Annotated in this window: 13 protein-coding genes; 4 read left to right on the top strand and 9 right to left on the bottom strand. The window is 62.7% G+C overall.

Features of this window, described 5'->3' with window-relative positions; all coding sequences use genetic code 11:
* Positions 1 to 5: 5 nt before the first annotated feature.
* Entirely contained in the window at positions 6 to 1,421 is a 1,416-nt protein-coding gene (locus tag G4923_RS18640) for an FAD-dependent oxidoreductase (protein ID WP_163137959.1), read from the top strand.
* Between the two features lie 83 nt (positions 1,422 to 1,504).
* Here the strand turns inward: G4923_RS18640 and G4923_RS18635 are convergent, their stop codons facing one another.
* The 4 genes from G4923_RS18635 to soxR all read right to left on the bottom strand — a co-directional run bounded on the left by G4923_RS18635 (position 1,505) and on the right by soxR (position 4,562).
* Positions 1,505 to 2,266 carry an amino acid ABC transporter ATP-binding protein gene (locus G4923_RS18635; protein WP_163137958.1) on the bottom strand — a complete coding sequence of 254 codons (762 nt, stop codon included), beginning with the start codon at positions 2,264 to 2,266 and terminating at the stop codon, positions 1,505 to 1,507.
* A complete protein-coding gene (locus G4923_RS18630; RefSeq protein ID WP_205597074.1) occupies positions 2,263 to 2,919 on the bottom strand; it encodes an amino acid ABC transporter permease in 657 nt (218 codons plus the stop codon). The genes G4923_RS18635 and G4923_RS18630 overlap by 4 nt, the downstream gene beginning before the upstream one ends.
* A 57-nt stretch (positions 2,920 to 2,976) precedes the next feature.
* Complete coding sequence (locus G4923_RS18625; protein WP_163137956.1) at positions 2,977 to 3,750, bottom strand: amino acid ABC transporter substrate-binding protein; 774 nt, start codon at positions 3,748 to 3,750, stop codon at positions 2,977 to 2,979.
* A gap of 353 nt (positions 3,751 to 4,103) precedes the next feature.
* Positions 4,104 to 4,562: a redox-sensitive transcriptional activator SoxR gene (gene soxR / locus G4923_RS18620; RefSeq protein WP_205597081.1), complete on the bottom strand. Its 459-nt coding sequence runs from the start codon at positions 4,560 to 4,562 to the stop codon at positions 4,104 to 4,106.
* A gap of 72 nt (positions 4,563 to 4,634) precedes the next feature.
* Here soxR and G4923_RS18615 point away from each other — a divergent pair, with 72 nt between their 5' ends.
* The gene (locus tag G4923_RS18615) at positions 4,635 to 5,621 is read left to right on the top strand and encodes a questin oxidase family protein (protein WP_163137954.1); all 987 of its coding nucleotides are present in this window, start codon (positions 4,635 to 4,637) and stop codon (positions 5,619 to 5,621) included.
* A gap of 141 nt (positions 5,622 to 5,762) precedes the next feature.
* On the opposite strand, the gene G4923_RS18610 is transcribed toward G4923_RS18615, so the two are convergent.
* The 3 genes from G4923_RS18610 to G4923_RS18600 all read right to left on the bottom strand — a co-directional run bounded on the left by G4923_RS18610 (position 5,763) and on the right by G4923_RS18600 (position 8,734).
* Positions 5,763 to 6,416 (bottom strand): DUF2913 family protein, encoded by a 654-nt coding sequence (locus G4923_RS18610; protein ID WP_163137953.1) that lies wholly within the window; start codon positions 6,414 to 6,416, stop codon positions 5,763 to 5,765.
* A gap of 91 nt (positions 6,417 to 6,507) precedes the next feature.
* Positions 6,508 to 7,803 carry a DEAD/DEAH box helicase gene (locus G4923_RS18605; protein ID WP_162520135.1) on the bottom strand — a complete coding sequence of 432 codons (1,296 nt, stop codon included), beginning with the start codon at positions 7,801 to 7,803 and terminating at the stop codon, positions 6,508 to 6,510.
* Positions 7,804 to 8,083: 280 nt separating this feature from the next.
* Positions 8,084 to 8,734, bottom strand: a complete 651-nt coding sequence (locus G4923_RS18600) for a DedA family protein (protein WP_106886458.1) — start codon at positions 8,732 to 8,734, stop codon at positions 8,084 to 8,086.
* 394 nt (positions 8,735 to 9,128) lie between these two features.
* On the opposite strand from G4923_RS18600, the gene G4923_RS18595 reads away from it, so the two are divergent.
* Positions 9,129 to 10,058 (top strand): autotransporter domain-containing protein, encoded by a 930-nt coding sequence (locus tag G4923_RS18595; RefSeq protein WP_234569368.1) that lies wholly within the window; start codon positions 9,129 to 9,131, stop codon positions 10,056 to 10,058.
* A gap of 41 nt (positions 10,059 to 10,099) precedes the next feature.
* A complete protein-coding gene (locus tag G4923_RS18590; RefSeq protein WP_163137952.1) occupies positions 10,100 to 10,993 on the top strand; it encodes a nuclease-related domain-containing protein in 894 nt (297 codons plus the stop codon).
* Between the two features lie 66 nt (positions 10,994 to 11,059).
* On the opposite strand, the gene G4923_RS18585 is transcribed toward G4923_RS18590, so the two are convergent.
* Together G4923_RS18585 and G4923_RS18580 are read right to left on the bottom strand one after the other, a co-directional pair.
* Positions 11,060 to 12,229 carry a DUF1615 domain-containing protein gene (locus G4923_RS18585; RefSeq protein ID WP_163137951.1) on the bottom strand — a complete coding sequence of 390 codons (1,170 nt, stop codon included), beginning with the start codon at positions 12,227 to 12,229 and terminating at the stop codon, positions 11,060 to 11,062.
* Between the two features lie 142 nt (positions 12,230 to 12,371).
* Positions 12,372 to 13,277: a GGDEF domain-containing protein gene (locus G4923_RS18580; protein ID WP_163137950.1), complete on the bottom strand. Its 906-nt coding sequence runs from the start codon at positions 13,275 to 13,277 to the stop codon at positions 12,372 to 12,374.
* Positions 13,278 to 13,529: the final 252 nt, after the last annotated feature.

The raw sequence follows: 13,529 nt of genomic DNA, 5'->3' as shown, positions 1-13,529 counted from the left end.
ACCCTATGAGCCAGAACGTATTCCAGTTTATCGATGTCCAGCGGGTCGACCCGCCCAAGAAGCCGCTCAAGATCCGCAAGATCCAGTTTGTGGAGATCTACGAGCCCTTCAACCAGGCCCAGGTCGGTATGCAGGCGGATCGCTGCCTCGACTGCGGCAACCCCTATTGCGAGTGGAAGTGCCCGGTGCACAACTACATCCCCAACTGGCTGAAACTGGCCAACGAGGGACGCATCCTGGAGGCGGTGGAGCTCTCCCACCAGACCAACAGCCTGCCGGAGGTGTGCGGCCGGGTCTGCCCGCAAGACAGACTCTGTGAGGGTGCCTGCACCCTGAATGACAGATTCGGCGCCGTGACCATAGGCAACATCGAAAAATACATCACCGACAAGGCGTTCGAGATGGGCTGGCGCCCGGATCTCTCCAAGGTGGTGAAGACCGGCAAGCGGGTCGCCGTCATCGGCGCCGGCCCCGCCGGCCTCGCCTGTGCCGACGTCCTGGCACGCAATGGCGTCACCCCAGTGGTGTTTGACAAGTATCCGGAGATCGGCGGCCTGCTGACCTTCGGCATCCCCTCCTTCAAGCTGGAAAAAGAGGTGATGCAGCGTCGTCGCGAGATCTTCGAGGGCATGGGGGTGGAGTTCCGTCTCGAGACCGAAGTGGGTCGTGACGTCACCTTCGCCGACCTCCTGGGCGAGTTCGATGCCGTCTTCCTCGGGGTCGGCACCTACAAGTACATGAAAGGCGGCTTTGCCAACGAAGAGGCGCCGGGAGTCTACGACGCCCTGCCCTACCTCATCTCCAACGCGAACCGCTTGCTGGGCTTCGAGAAGGCGCAGAGCGATTACATCGACTTCGCCGGCAAGCAGGTGGTGGTGCTCGGCGGTGGCGATACCGCCATGGACTGCGTGCGCACCGCCATCCGCCAGGGGGCCGAACGGGTGATCTGCGCCTACCGCCGCGATGCCGAGAACATGCCGGGCTCCAAGCGGGAGGTGAAGAACGCCCAGGAGGAAGGGGTGGAATTCATGTTCAACCTCCAGCCGGTCGGCGTTGAACTGGACGGCCAGGGCCGCACCTGCGGCATCAAGGTAGTGAGCACCGAGCTCAGTGCGCCCGATGCCAACGGTCGTCGCAATCCTGTGGTGATCGAGGGCTCCGAACAGGTGCTGGCTGCCGATGCTGTGGTGATGGCGTTCGGCTTCCAGCCCAACCCCCAGCCCTGGATGCGTGATCACGGTATCGAGCTCGACAGCCGGGATCGCATCAAGGCCCCCGAGAAGGCCGAACATGCCTTCCAGACCAGCAATCCCAAGGTGTTTGCCGGTGGCGATGCGGTGCGCGGCTCGGATCTGGTGGTGACTGCCATCTATGAGGGCCGCAAGGCCGCCGAAGGGATCATGGACTACCTGGCCGTGTAAGCTGCCATCCAAGCCTCCCCAAGCAAACAGCCCCGCATCTGCGGGGCTGTTTTTTTATATGGCTGTCGTCCGGGCAAGCGCCGCTAGATGCTCCAGCTCTCCGGCAGGCGCTCGGTCAGGGTGGAGATGTATTCGAAGGTGCGCGCCCGCTTGGGAGTGGTGAACATCTGGCGCGCACTGCCCGCCTCCACCACCTCCCCCGCTTCCAGAAAGATCACCTGCTGCGCTATCTGGGCTGCGAGGCGCAAGTCGTGGGTGGCGATCAGCATGGTGGTGCCTTCCCGGGCCAGCTGGCGCAGCACGGCCACCACCTCCTGGGCCAGCTCGGGATCCAGCGCCGAGGTGGGCTCGTCACAGAGCAGCACCTTGGGCGCGGGGGCCATGGCACGGGCGATGGCGACTCTCTGCTGCTGGCCCCCTGAGAGGGTGGCGGGCACCGCCTCGGCCTTGTTCCTGAGCCCCACCTTGTCGAGCAGTTGCAGGCCACGCGCCTCCGCCTTCTCCTTTGGCCACTTCAACACTGTCACCAGTCCCTCCATCACGTTTTCCAGCACCGTCATGTGGGGGAACAGCTGGAAGTTCTGAAACACCATGCCGGTCTGTTGGCGCAGGGCCAGCACGCTTTGCCGTGACAGGTGATGGGAGAAGTCGAGCTCGCTCCCCCCCAGCACCAGTTGCCCCGCATCCGGTCGCTCCAGCAGATTCACGCAGCGCAGCAGTGTGCTCTTGCCGCTGCCGGAGGGTCCTATCAGGGCGGTGACGCTGCCCGCCGCCATCGCAAGCCCTATTCCCTTGAGCACAGGCTTGCCACCAAAGTGTTTCTCGATACTGCTCAACCGGATCATAAGGCGACCTCCCGGGTCTCTTTGTGGGTCAATCTGCGCTCCAGCCGGTCTTGCAGGGTGGAGAGCACTGAGCTGAACAGCAGATAGATGAAGGCCGTCTCTATGTAGAGAATGAGCGGCTCATAGGTGACCGAGGCGAGCCGCTGGGCCGCCTGAAACAGCTCAGGCACTGTCACCGCCGCCGCCAGCGAGGTGTCCTTGACCAGGGAGATGAAGGTGTTGGAGAGGGGCGGTACTGCGATGCGCGCCGCCTGCGGCAATATCACCCGCCACATCGCCTGGGGCCAGTTCATGCCGATGGAGTGCGCCGCCTCCCACTGCCCCTTGGGGATGGCCGCCAGGGTGGCACGGATGATCTCCGAGCTGTAGGCGCCGATGTTGAGGGTAAAGCCGATGACGGCCGCGGTGAAGGCATCCAGCACTATGCCGGCGCTCGGCAGGCCGTAGAAGATGAGGAAAAGCTGCACCAGCAGCGGCGTGCCCCGAACAAGCCAGACATAGAAACGGACCAGGGCCACCAGCGGAGTGGGGCCATACAACCTTGCCAGCGCTACCAGGAAACCGAGCAATATTCCCAGCACGAAGGTGATCAGGGTCAGCGGCACGGTAAAAATAAGCCCCGCACTGAGCAGGGGCCAAAAAGAGTCGATCATTAACTGCAACCAGGCTGGCACGTTAATTACCTCTGTCGTTATTATGTTGCCGCAATATTATTGCGAGACGTCAGTGCCAAAATATTTAACCGATATTTTTTGATAGCTGCCATCCTGCTTGGCGGTGCGCAGCGCCTGATTGATGGCGGCCAGCAATTCCGGCTGCCCCTTGGCCAGCAAGGCGGCGGATTGATCCCCCTTCGCCTCGGTGGCCGCCACCTTCAGTCTGGCGTCCGGTTTCTGCTTCTTGAAGTCCAGGAAGGAGAGACTGTCGTTGATGGTGGCATCCACCCGCCCGGTCAGCACCAGCTCCAAGGACTGGTTGAAGCCCTCGGTGGCCACCACCTCGGCGCCCGATGACTTCGCCAGCTGGGCGAAGTTGCTGGTCAGAGACTGGGAGGATTTCTTGCCCTTCAGATCCGCGAAACTCTTGATGCTATCGTTGTCGCTGTGCACCACTATCACCGCCTTGGAGGTGATGTAGGGATCTGAAAAATCATATTTTTTCAGTCGCTCCGGCGTGATGGCCACTTCGTTGAGCACCAGATCGTAGCGCTTGGCATCCACCCCGGCGATGAGCCCGTCCCACTTGCCTTCGACGAACTCCGGCTTGACACCGAGACCGCTTGCTATCAGCTCGCCAATCTCCACATCAAAGCCCACCAGCTTGCCGCTCTTGTCGTGATAGGTGAAGGGAGGATAGGCCCCTTCGGTCCCTATCTTGATCACCCCGGCGCTCTGGATGGCGGCGAGGCTGGATTGGGCCTCGGCCGAGGTCATCAGGGCCAGCGGAAGCGCCGCCAGCAAAAATAGGGAGCGTACTTTATTCATGATCCGCCTCGTTATATTTATAAACACTTGGAACGCTTGCCAAATAATATTGATTGGCGCCATGCAATTGTTATTTTTAAAACCTGAATCCGTAGCGGACCGATTAATATTCTTCACTGCAATATCGAAGGTTAATCCGGCTGACTATCGGCATGGACAAAACATATCCCGGGACCTTTCATCTCCCAACCATGAAATACGAGGATATTTAGCGAAATATTGGATAACGCCAACAGACGTGGCGATGCGCTGGCAGAGGGGCAGAGCAAGGGGCAGAAAAAGAGGAACCAGAAAGAGCAAAGAGAGAAGACGAAGGCACCGGGAGGCCCCAGGATCAGGGGCTCACCCGCACGCTATTCATCGACGGGGGACAAATCCCCCAGCAAGTAACGAGGGCCGCCCCCCTGGCCTGCGGCACTGTCCCCCGGGTTGTAGAGGGCGCAATGCTCGAGCGACAGGCAGCCACAGCCGATGCAGGCGCTGAGCTTGCGCTTCATCAGTTGCAGGGCGGCGATGCGGCTGTCCAGTAGCGTTTGCCACTGACCGGCGATCCGATCCCAGTCGTGGCGATCCGGCGTGCGACCATCGGGCAACCCGCTGAGGGCCCCGGCTATCTCTTCGAGGCTTAAGCCCATCCCTTGCGCCACCCGGATAAAGGCGATACGCCGCAGCGCATCCTGTGGGTAGAGACGTCGGCCGCCTTCGCTGCGCAGGCTCTGGATCAGCCCCTTCTGCTCGTAGAAGCGCAGGGCGCTGGCGTTCACGCCGGCACGTTTGGCTATCTGGCCTATGGCCAGCCACTTACGATCCAATCTCATCCTTGATCTCAAGTTAACTTCAACTTGCATAATCCTGTCTCCCCTGACAAAAGGAGTCAAACGCTAATGGATCATCTCTACGCTCTGCTCGATGCCAACCAGGCCTTCGCCCTCAATGGTCGCGGCACCACCAACCACTGTCCCATGGCGTTGCACGCCCTGCACGAGATGGGGGCCAGCCCCCGGCAGTTGCAGCGCTTCTTTACCCACTGGCAGGCCACTCAAGCCCTGCCAGCCGGAGTGGACAACCAGGGCGAAGAGGAGGAGACCCTGTTCGTGGCACTGCGCCAGCAACTGCTGACCCGATTCGCCGAAGAGGGCTGGTTGCCATGCTTCGAAGAGCTGCTGGCGCAGCGTTTCTCCCCGGCGGGAGGCGCCTTTCATCCCCTCATCCGTTTCGCCTGTGCGCTGGAAAACGGCCACTTGGGGGAGCAGGCGGCGGCGCTGGCCGCCTGGCAGTGCAAGGCCCTGATCCTGCCTGCCGGAATGGGTGCCCCCTGCCGGGACGTCACCCGCCTGCTGGCGGGGCTGTCGGCCCATTGGGAGGGGTCACGCTGGGAAGGAGGCTGGATCAGCGCCCGCCTGCGCCAGGTGGCGGCGGATCCCCACTGGCCGGAGTCGCTGCCGCAAAGCCTCGATGACGGGCAAGATGTGCTGGCACAGCTGGCCGAGGCCGCCCTACCCCTCTACTGGCAGACCGGCAACTTCACCGTCTTGCATATGGTGACCGGCAGCCGGGCCGCCACCATCGTCGACCGTCATCTGCCGGATGAGCTGAAAGCTCCCTGGCAGCGCCTGATGTGGCAGGCGGTGGCCGCTGCCTATGTCACAGTCGGGGCGCCGGCGCAGCACGCCCAGCACTGGCCGGATACAACTGGGCTGGCTTGGGCACAGGTGTTGCCGCGGGCGATCGAGAGCCTGGACGACCACGTGATCAAGCTGGTGCACTGCTGCTGGCGGGAGCAGGCCCGCTCGCCCCATTATCTGGCGATCGCCGCCCGCGCTGTGGGATTGCTCGGCGCGGCGTCTCCCCTCCCCCAGGGCGCGTCATAGCGCAGGCGACAAGTCGCGGCGGATCCTGGATCAGAGTCAGCTCACCCTGCATCCATGGCCTGTACGGCGATCAGCCATAAAAAACCCCGGCACAGGGCCGGGGTAGTGAGACTGGCATGAACGTCAGGGCGCCGATCAGGCTTAGCCCGCGGCCAGCAGCGCCAGGGCGGGTTGGGCATTGCCCGGCACCAGCCGGTAGGCCTTGTGGTGCTTGACCAGGGTGGCCTTCTTGTCACCCTGGCTCAGCAGCAGGCCCTGCTTGAAGGCTGCCTCGGCCAGCTGTTTTTCATCCCCGCGCACATAGAGGGTAAGAGGCTTCACCAGCTCTCCCCCCTCGATATGGCCCTGATACTCGCTGGCCGAGATGACCAGGCTGGATTGACCCTGGCTCAGCAGCCGCTGTTTGGCGCTCAGTTCGCTGTCGGTAAACACCAGCCAACCCGCGCGCTCCAGCTCGGCGACCAGAGTGGCGAGCCTGGCGCCCAACTGCCCGGGCTCGGCCATGGCCCGACCGTACTGGCAGACGATGCGCGACAGCAGCCCCTTGAGATCGGCTCCGGCTCCCAGGGTGCGGCCCAGCTGCACCCAGGCTTTCAAGTCCTCCATCACCAGGCGGGAGAAGCGCTTCTCCTTGAGGGAGTCCGCCATCCAGGTGCAGAGGAAGTGGCTCTCTTGCGCCGGAGTGCGCTTGCCCGCCTTCTGCTCTGCGGTACGGGCCAGCTCGGCCAGGCTCTGGGTGGCCATGTCGAGCAGGGCCTGATTGTAATCTTGCGGGTTCTTGACTGGCGGGATCATCGCACGTCCTCTGGGTGATCGGTAAACAGCATCAAGGCGCCAACGGCGCCTTGAGTCGGGAGCCAAGGCTCCCCTGCATCATCTTGTCCGCTTACTTCGACTGGCGAGGCTTCTTGGCGGCCGCCAGACGCTTGAGGCGCTGGCCCTGCAGCTTGGCCTCGGCCATCACCTGGGCGGCGGCGTTGTCTTCCCGCTGCGGACGCTTGCCGAAACGGCGGCGCTCCTGCAACTGCTTGATCAGCTCGTCACGGCTGCTCACCTCGTAGCCCGGCACCATGATGCGGCGGATCTTCTGGCCGATCAGCGCCTCGATCTCCAGCAGGGTGCGCTCCTCTTCGCGGCTGACGAAGGAGACCGCCATGCCGCTCTTGCCTGCGCGGCCGGTGCGGCCGATGCGGTGGACGTAATCTTCCGCCAGGAAGGGCAGATCGTAGTTGACCACGTACTGCAGATCCGGGATGTCCAGACCACGGGCGGCCACTTCGGTGGCGACCAGCACCCGTACCTTGCCTTCCATGAACTCGCGCAGGGCGCGGCGACGGCTGCCCTGAGCCTTCTCGCCATGGACCACGGCGGACTTGATGCCGTCGAGGTTCAGCTCTTCCACCAGCACATCACAGCTCTCGCGGGTACTGGCGAACACCAGCACCTGTTGCCAGTTCTGCTTGCCGATGAGTTCGGAGAGCAGCTCGCGCTTGCGCTTCTGCTCGACCGGATAGACGGTGTGGCTGACGGTATCGGCGGTGGAGTTCTGCTTGTTGACGCTGATGATCTGGGGTCTGTCCAGCATCAGGTTGGCCAGCTTCTTCACGGCGTCGGAGAAGGTGGCGGAGAACAGCAGGTTCTGACGGGTCTTGTTCACAGCCTGCAGGATCTGCTGCACATCGGCACTGAAGCCCATGTCGAGGATGCGATCCGCTTCGTCCAGCACCAGGGTCTCGACACCGGAGAGGCTGAGGTTGCAGGCGGTCAGGTGCTCGAGCAGGCGGCCCGGGGTCGCCACTATGATGTGCGCACCCGCCTTGAGTTTGCGGGCCTGCACGTCCTGCTTGCCACCACCGACCAGGGTCAGCACGCTGATGTCCAGATATTTGGCGAAGTCGTTGATGTTGCTCGCCACCTGGGCGGCCAGCTCGCGGGTCGGGGTCAGGATCAGCACCCGGGCGTTGGAAGGCTGGGCCGGGGCCGGGTTATCCACCAGACGTTGCAGTATGGGCAGCGCAAAGGCCGCCGTCTTGCCGGTCCCGGTCTGGGCGCTGGCCAGCACGTCGCTGCCACGGCGTATGGTCGGGATCGCCTGCTGCTGCACAGGGGTCATCTCCTGATAACCGCACTCTGAGACGGCACGCAAAATCTCGGGGGCAAAATCGAACGATTCAAATCTCATAATGGGTTCCTGTGTTCCAGCTGAGCTGTAGTTGGCTTAAGTGGCCTGGGCCGGCATGTGGCACGGCCTCGGCGAGGCTTGGGGCCAAGGACGGCTGGGTCTGACATCACGTCAGAAGATGAGCCGGAAAATGGCGGGCGCGAAGTGTAACAGATAGGCATCAGGATTTCCGCCTCAAATGGCCTGTATTTTTACGCCACCGGGGCGAGCCGCCTGACACGGGCGGCTTGGGGACAAGGGACAGGGGGCAGGCCCCTCCCCCTATATCCCCGTGCTTAGCTCAGCGCGCTCTCTTGGTCGAGCGCTTGAGCAGCCGCATGCCGATGGCGGCCACGGCGATGACGAAGAGGGCGAAGGAGGTCACCAGCAGACACTTGGTCAACAGCTCGTGATGATCGGCCAAGAGCGGCGTTGCCATCATGAACTTGCCGACCATGCTGAGGGCCAGGGCCCAGAGAAAGGCGCTGGCAAAGCTGGTCATGGCCACCCGCAGCAGGTTCAGGCGGGAGATCCCCATCAGCATGGGCGTCAGCACCCTGACGAAGGGGATGAAACGGGAGACGAACATGGCCCAGAAGCCATAGCGTTCGAGCAGTCGGGAGGCACGGGGCAGACTGCCTTCCGGGATCACCCGCTCCACCTGGCCCATGAAGCGGGTACCATGGAGCGCATGGCCCTGCCAATACGCCATCACGCTGCCGACGCCGGCGGCCAGGGGCAGATAGAGGAACACCACCTCGGGCCCGAGCACTCCCATGCCCACCAGACCACCGGCCAGCAGCACCAGGCTGTCCCCCGGTAGCGGCAAAAAGACGAAGCTCGATTCGAGAAAGAGGATCACCACCAGACAGGTGACGAGCAGACCGACCGCCTGCAGTTGTATTAATTGCTCAAAGTCCTGATGCCATATGGCAAGCAGCATGTCCTGCATCTGGTATGACTCCCATCAACGTAATGCGCATCCGTCATGACGGCCCAAAGGCCCAGTCTGGCCACCCCTCCCTGGTACCACCCCATAAGCTCCTGCGGGAGGCCCGTTATACACCCGGGGAACTGAACAATAAATTAATGTCTGCCATTTATGTGGATACTCCGTCATCCGGCGCCGCCAGCCCGGTGCGCTGGCGACAAGGTGCTCTCGCCCCGGGAGCTCCCTTGGGCCTTAGCCGCAAAACCGCAAAACCGCAAAGAATATAGTCAGTTGGCACTGAACCGGGCTGCCATGGCGCCAGAAAAACCGTTACAGTGTAAGGACTCCTCAGTGGACGAGGAGGTCCACGGAGCTAGGTATGGCGCATCCCCCCTCTTCTTATCTTCATGCAAGCATGCTTCTGCTGAGCGGGCTCGGGCTCTTCAGCCAGGCCGCTCAGGCCAATGACGGGACCCTGGTTCAGCAGCGGGCCAATGCGGTCGTCTCCCTGATGAGCTTCACTGTGGTGCCGGACATCACCGCCAGCAACCTGGACATAGGGGGTGGCACCAACGAAAGCTCGGCCCTGACCATCACCCAGCTCGGCGGCGGCGCCACCATGAGCGAGGGCTTCCCCATCTATCTGGAGGGCACCCTGGGTTACAGCCGCTACGATCCCCAGTTCGTGTTCACCGACGGCAACGAGACCCGCACCATCCCCACCAAATGGAACAGCCTGAGCGCCACCGGCGGCATCGGCTGGGACTTCAGCCTGCACCGTGACCGCTTTGGCGGCAACCTGGTGCTGCGCCCCATCGCCAACTTCACCCTGGGCACAGTGGCGAGCGATCTGCGCATCGGCGCCGCCTTGATCCAGCACAGGACGGGCAGGAACCTCGACTTCCTCGACGGCGGCCGGCTCAATGTGTATGGCCTGGGGGGCTCCCTGATGCTCGACTACGAGCTCTTCTCCAAGCCACAGGACATAGATGTCGAGCTGCGCTACTCCTATCAGCATCTGCAGAGTTTCACCGGCACCGCCGACAGCATCACCGGCCAGGCCGAGGCGGAGAACCTCGGTCTCTACCTGCGTCGCCGGGCTCCACTCTTCACCTGGACCCTGCTGGATCGCCCGCTGCGCTATGTACTGGAGGGGGCCAGAACCGAATACCTGGGAGAGCAACGAGGCCTGCTCGGCTTCAACAGCCTCAACTCCCTGGGCCTCGGGTTCGAGCTCGACAGCAGCAAGTACGACATCTTCATCACCCGCACCCGGCTGGTTGCCCGCTATATGTTCAGCCACAACACCAGCGGCTACTCCATCGGGCTGGCGATGAGTTTCTAACGATACCGTCACTCGAACAGTTGGCATCATGGAGACATGAAATGGACTTCTCTGCCGTTATTTATCCCTTGCTCGACCAGCTCTGGTATCTGTTGCCACTGCTGTTGCTGGCGACCCTAGCCAAAAGCCCCTGGTTCAAGGGCATGATCGGGGAGTGGTTTATCAACCTCAGCATCCGGCTCTTTCTCGACCAGCGGGAATATCACTTGCTCAAGGATGTGACCCTGCTCATCCCTCAGGGCAGCACCCAGATCGATCATGTGATCGTCTCCCGCTTCGGGATATTCGTGATTGAGACCAAGAACATGAAAGGCTGGATATTCGGCAATCCGGCTCATAAAAGCTGGACCCAGCAGATCTATCGCCGCAAGCACCGCTTCCAGAATCCCCTGCACCAGAACCACCTGCACATGATGACCCTCAAATCCCTGCTGGGGGTGGCGGATCATCAGCTCCACTCAGTCATCTATTTCATTGGCGATTGCACTTTCAAGACTCCCATGCCAGACAACGTGATGAACCGCGGGCTGATCCGCCATATCAAAGGAAAAACCACCCAGGTATTGACCCCGGCCGAGGTCACCCGAGTGGTCGAGACCATCCAACAGGGACGGCTGGCAGCCAACTGGCAGACCCACAGGCAGCATGTGGCCCAGCTGAAGGCGCGTCACAGCGAGTCGCCACGCAAGCCGTTATCCGCCAAGGCAGTGCCTGACGAAAAGAGGGCGGCGCCCTCCCCTGTCACCGCCCAACCGCTCGGTGACCAAAATCCGACTTGCCCCAGATGTGGCAATGCCATGGTCTTGCGTACCGCCAGCCGGGGAGAAAACAGAGGCAATCAGTTTTGGGGATGCAACGGATATCCGACATGCAGGGGGATACTGACCCTTGGGAAGACGCACCCAGGGACGGCGACACAGGACACCAGGGCCTGACCCCAGAACATCCAGTTGATACTGAAACAAGGGCGGCCACTTGGCCGCCCTTGTTATCTCTGACTGTCAGCGAATGGTCGCCATCTTCCTGACGCAGGCCTGCTCCCTGTCATCCACCCGCTTGGCGAACCAGGCAGTGGTGAGGTTGCGGGTGATCTTGGGGCTTTTCAGCTGGATGCCGGGCAGCACGGCGCGGGGTTGGCGCTTGCCCGCCTGCTTGTCGGCCAGGGTAAAGACCCTGTGATAGAGGTCGGTCTGGGCAAAGTCGCTGCTGTCTCCCTTGAGCAGACTCTGATGGATGGCCTGCTTGCTCATGTTGACGCGGCTGGCGATGCTGTGCACCGCAAGCTCCGTCTTGCCGGGCAGGTCGGAGTCGTAGCGAACCAGATCCCCGTCCAGGGCCAGGGGCTTGCCGCTGACCCGGCTCACCGCGGCCTGGAAGGCGGCGTTGCGGCTCGCATACCAGCCGGCATTGAAGTCGGCGAAACGGTAGAGGGTGTCCGGGTAGTCGGCGGGATAGCCGAAGATGTGTTTGGTACCAAACCAGATGCCGCCCCGGCGGGTAAAGACTTCGTGGCGGATGGACTCCTTGACGGGATAGGGGTAGCCGCGGGCGTTGGCCTCGGCGAAGGCCACGCTCACCTGCATGGGGCCCCCGGTGCGTACCGGATTGAGGTTGCCAAAGAGCTGCTTGCCCATGGGCACGGCCCCTATCATGTCCTCGAAGATCTCGCTCATCTCCCGCTCGGTGCGAAGGGCATCTATGCGCGCGGCGTAGGATTTGCCCGTGGGGGACTTGATGGAGAGGGCGGTGCGCACCACGAACTCGGGGATGAGCAGCTTGGCGGCCCGGGCGTTGATCTCCTTCCAGGCTATCTTGCCAAGGCCGGGCACCACGGGATCGGCCTGATAGGTGGCCTCCTGCTCCGCCACCGCCAGCACTGAGCAGACATTGTGATCGTTCACCGTCAGCCCCTGGGTGCTGAGCGCCGTCACCACGTCGTTGGCCCAGCCCTGCTTGTCTTGTACCTGGCGCGGCAGGAAGCGCACTATGCGGCTCTTCATGTCCGCAGGCTTGCGCGGCTGCATCGCCTTGGGTTGTTTGGCGATGGCGGCGGCCTCCTCGACAGTAGGAGTAGGGGGTGTCGGTTCACTGGCGCAGCCCGCCAGCACGGCGGCAGCCAGCAGTGCGCAGAGGCGCCAGGGGGAGAAAGACAAAGGGCGAGAGGGGATCATGAGGGCTTCCGATAAAGTGCGGGCCCCTCATGCCGGATGACGGGCCCCGAATGCAAACAGGTGGCCATTGTAGTGGATGGTGCGGGCAATCTGAAGGCGGCAGAGCGGCCGGGGCCCGGGGCTGCGGCATCCCCTGGCGTCATCACGCCAGCTCGACCCGGTTGCGCCCCAGGTGTTTGGCCCGGTAGAGCGCGAGATCGGTGCGTTTGACCAGCGCCTCGACCGCCTCCCCCGCCTGGCCTATGCCGACGGCGATGCTCACGGTGAACCTTATCTCCTCGCAGGCGACCAGAGCCTCGGTGGCGGCTCTTATCTGCTCCGCCAGTGCCTGGGCCTTGTCGCTCAGCATGCCGGGCAGCCAGATGGCGAACTCCTCGCCCCCCAGCCGCGCCACCACCCCATCCGGCGGGCAGTGCTGACACAGCAAGGCGCTGAATTCCTGCAGCACATTGTCACCTATGCCGTGGCCGTAGCGATCGTTGATCTGCTTGAAGTGATCGAGATCCAGCAGCAGCAGCGGCGTCCCCTGATCCACATGGGCCTCCAGCACGGCGCGAAACGCGCGGCGATTGGAAAGACCCGTCAGTTCGTCGGACATGGCAAGCGAGGCCAGCCGGGTCTGGACGCCATACATCTGTTGCACCATCAGCAGCACGCCCCAGGCCGTGGCCAGCATGCCGAGGGTGCGCAGGCTGTCTTCCACCGTGGAGAGCCACCAGGGCTGGAAGTAGGCCTCGTCAACCAGATCTATGGTCCCCGACACCAGCCAGCTCCCCAGACCGGCGCAGAGAAACAGGTAGGTCCGGTTCGAGATCTGGGCACACTGCACCACCCAGAACATGAACAGCAGGGTCAGCACATTGATGGCCTCGGCCAGGGCGCCGATGGTGTAGAGGTTATGCTCGGGCAGGCGCTCGAAGCTGGCGGCATCCAGGCCCCCCGTCAGCAGCAACAGGCAGAGCAGGCTCAGCAGGGCAAAGCGGCGGCCAGGGGAGAGCGAGAAGAACCGGGCGGGGTGTACGGATAACCTGAGGGGAGTCTTCATCATCGTTATGGCTCCAAACCTGCATTGCCTCTATCCCTGGCGGCTGCACTCAGCCGCCAGCACCCAATGAACCGCAAGGCCAATCCTGGCCGCACGGCGCTCGTATTGTGAGCCGATTTTTCCATAAAAAACAATCCCCTCAGCACAGTGCTGAAGGGATCCTGGTACCATTTTCCACTGTGCGCCGCCCTGTTGCCGCCGGCTACCCCCTGGCACAGGCGGTGCACAGGACGTCCTTCAAGGGGCTGGCCCGCC

The organism is Aeromonas rivipollensis (assembly GCF_010974825.1).
GTDB lineage: Bacteria > Pseudomonadota > Gammaproteobacteria > Enterobacterales > Aeromonadaceae > Aeromonas > Aeromonas rivipollensis.
The sequence above is the reverse complement of the archived record's forward strand: the minus strand, read 5'-3'. Positions and strand labels throughout refer to the sequence as shown.

Coding starts and splice junctions, on each gene's coding strand:
- G4923_RS18600 (WP_106886458.1), bottom strand. CDS start 8,734: ATGCAGGACATGCTGCTTGCCATATGGCATCAGGACTTTGAGCAATTA.
- G4923_RS18610 (WP_163137953.1), bottom strand. CDS start 6,416: ATGATCCCGCCAGTCAAGAACCCGCAAGATTACAATCAGGCCCTGCTC.
- G4923_RS18590 (WP_163137952.1), top strand. CDS start 10,100: ATGGACTTCTCTGCCGTTATTTATCCCTTGCTCGACCAGCTCTGGTAT.
- G4923_RS18640 (WP_163137959.1), top strand. CDS start 6: ATGAGCCAGAACGTATTCCAGTTTATCGATGTCCAGCGGGTCGACCCG.
- G4923_RS18635 (WP_163137958.1), bottom strand. CDS start 2,266: ATGATCCGGTTGAGCAGTATCGAGAAACACTTTGGTGGCAAGCCTGTG.
- G4923_RS18595 (WP_234569368.1), top strand. CDS start 9,129: ATGCTTCTGCTGAGCGGGCTCGGGCTCTTCAGCCAGGCCGCTCAGGCC.
- G4923_RS18585 (WP_163137951.1), bottom strand. CDS start 12,229: ATGATCCCCTCTCGCCCTTTGTCTTTCTCCCCCTGGCGCCTCTGCGCA.
- G4923_RS18615 (WP_163137954.1), top strand. CDS start 4,635: ATGGATCATCTCTACGCTCTGCTCGATGCCAACCAGGCCTTCGCCCTC.
- G4923_RS18625 (WP_163137956.1), bottom strand. CDS start 3,750: ATGAATAAAGTACGCTCCCTATTTTTGCTGGCGGCGCTTCCGCTGGCC.
- G4923_RS18605 (WP_162520135.1), bottom strand. CDS start 7,803: ATGAGATTTGAATCGTTCGATTTTGCCCCCGAGATTTTGCGTGCCGTC.
- G4923_RS18630 (WP_205597074.1), bottom strand. CDS start 2,919: ATGATCGACTCTTTTTGGCCCCTGCTCAGTGCGGGGCTTATTTTTACC.
- G4923_RS18580 (WP_163137950.1), bottom strand. CDS start 13,277: ATGATGAAGACTCCCCTCAGGTTATCCGTACACCCCGCCCGGTTCTTC.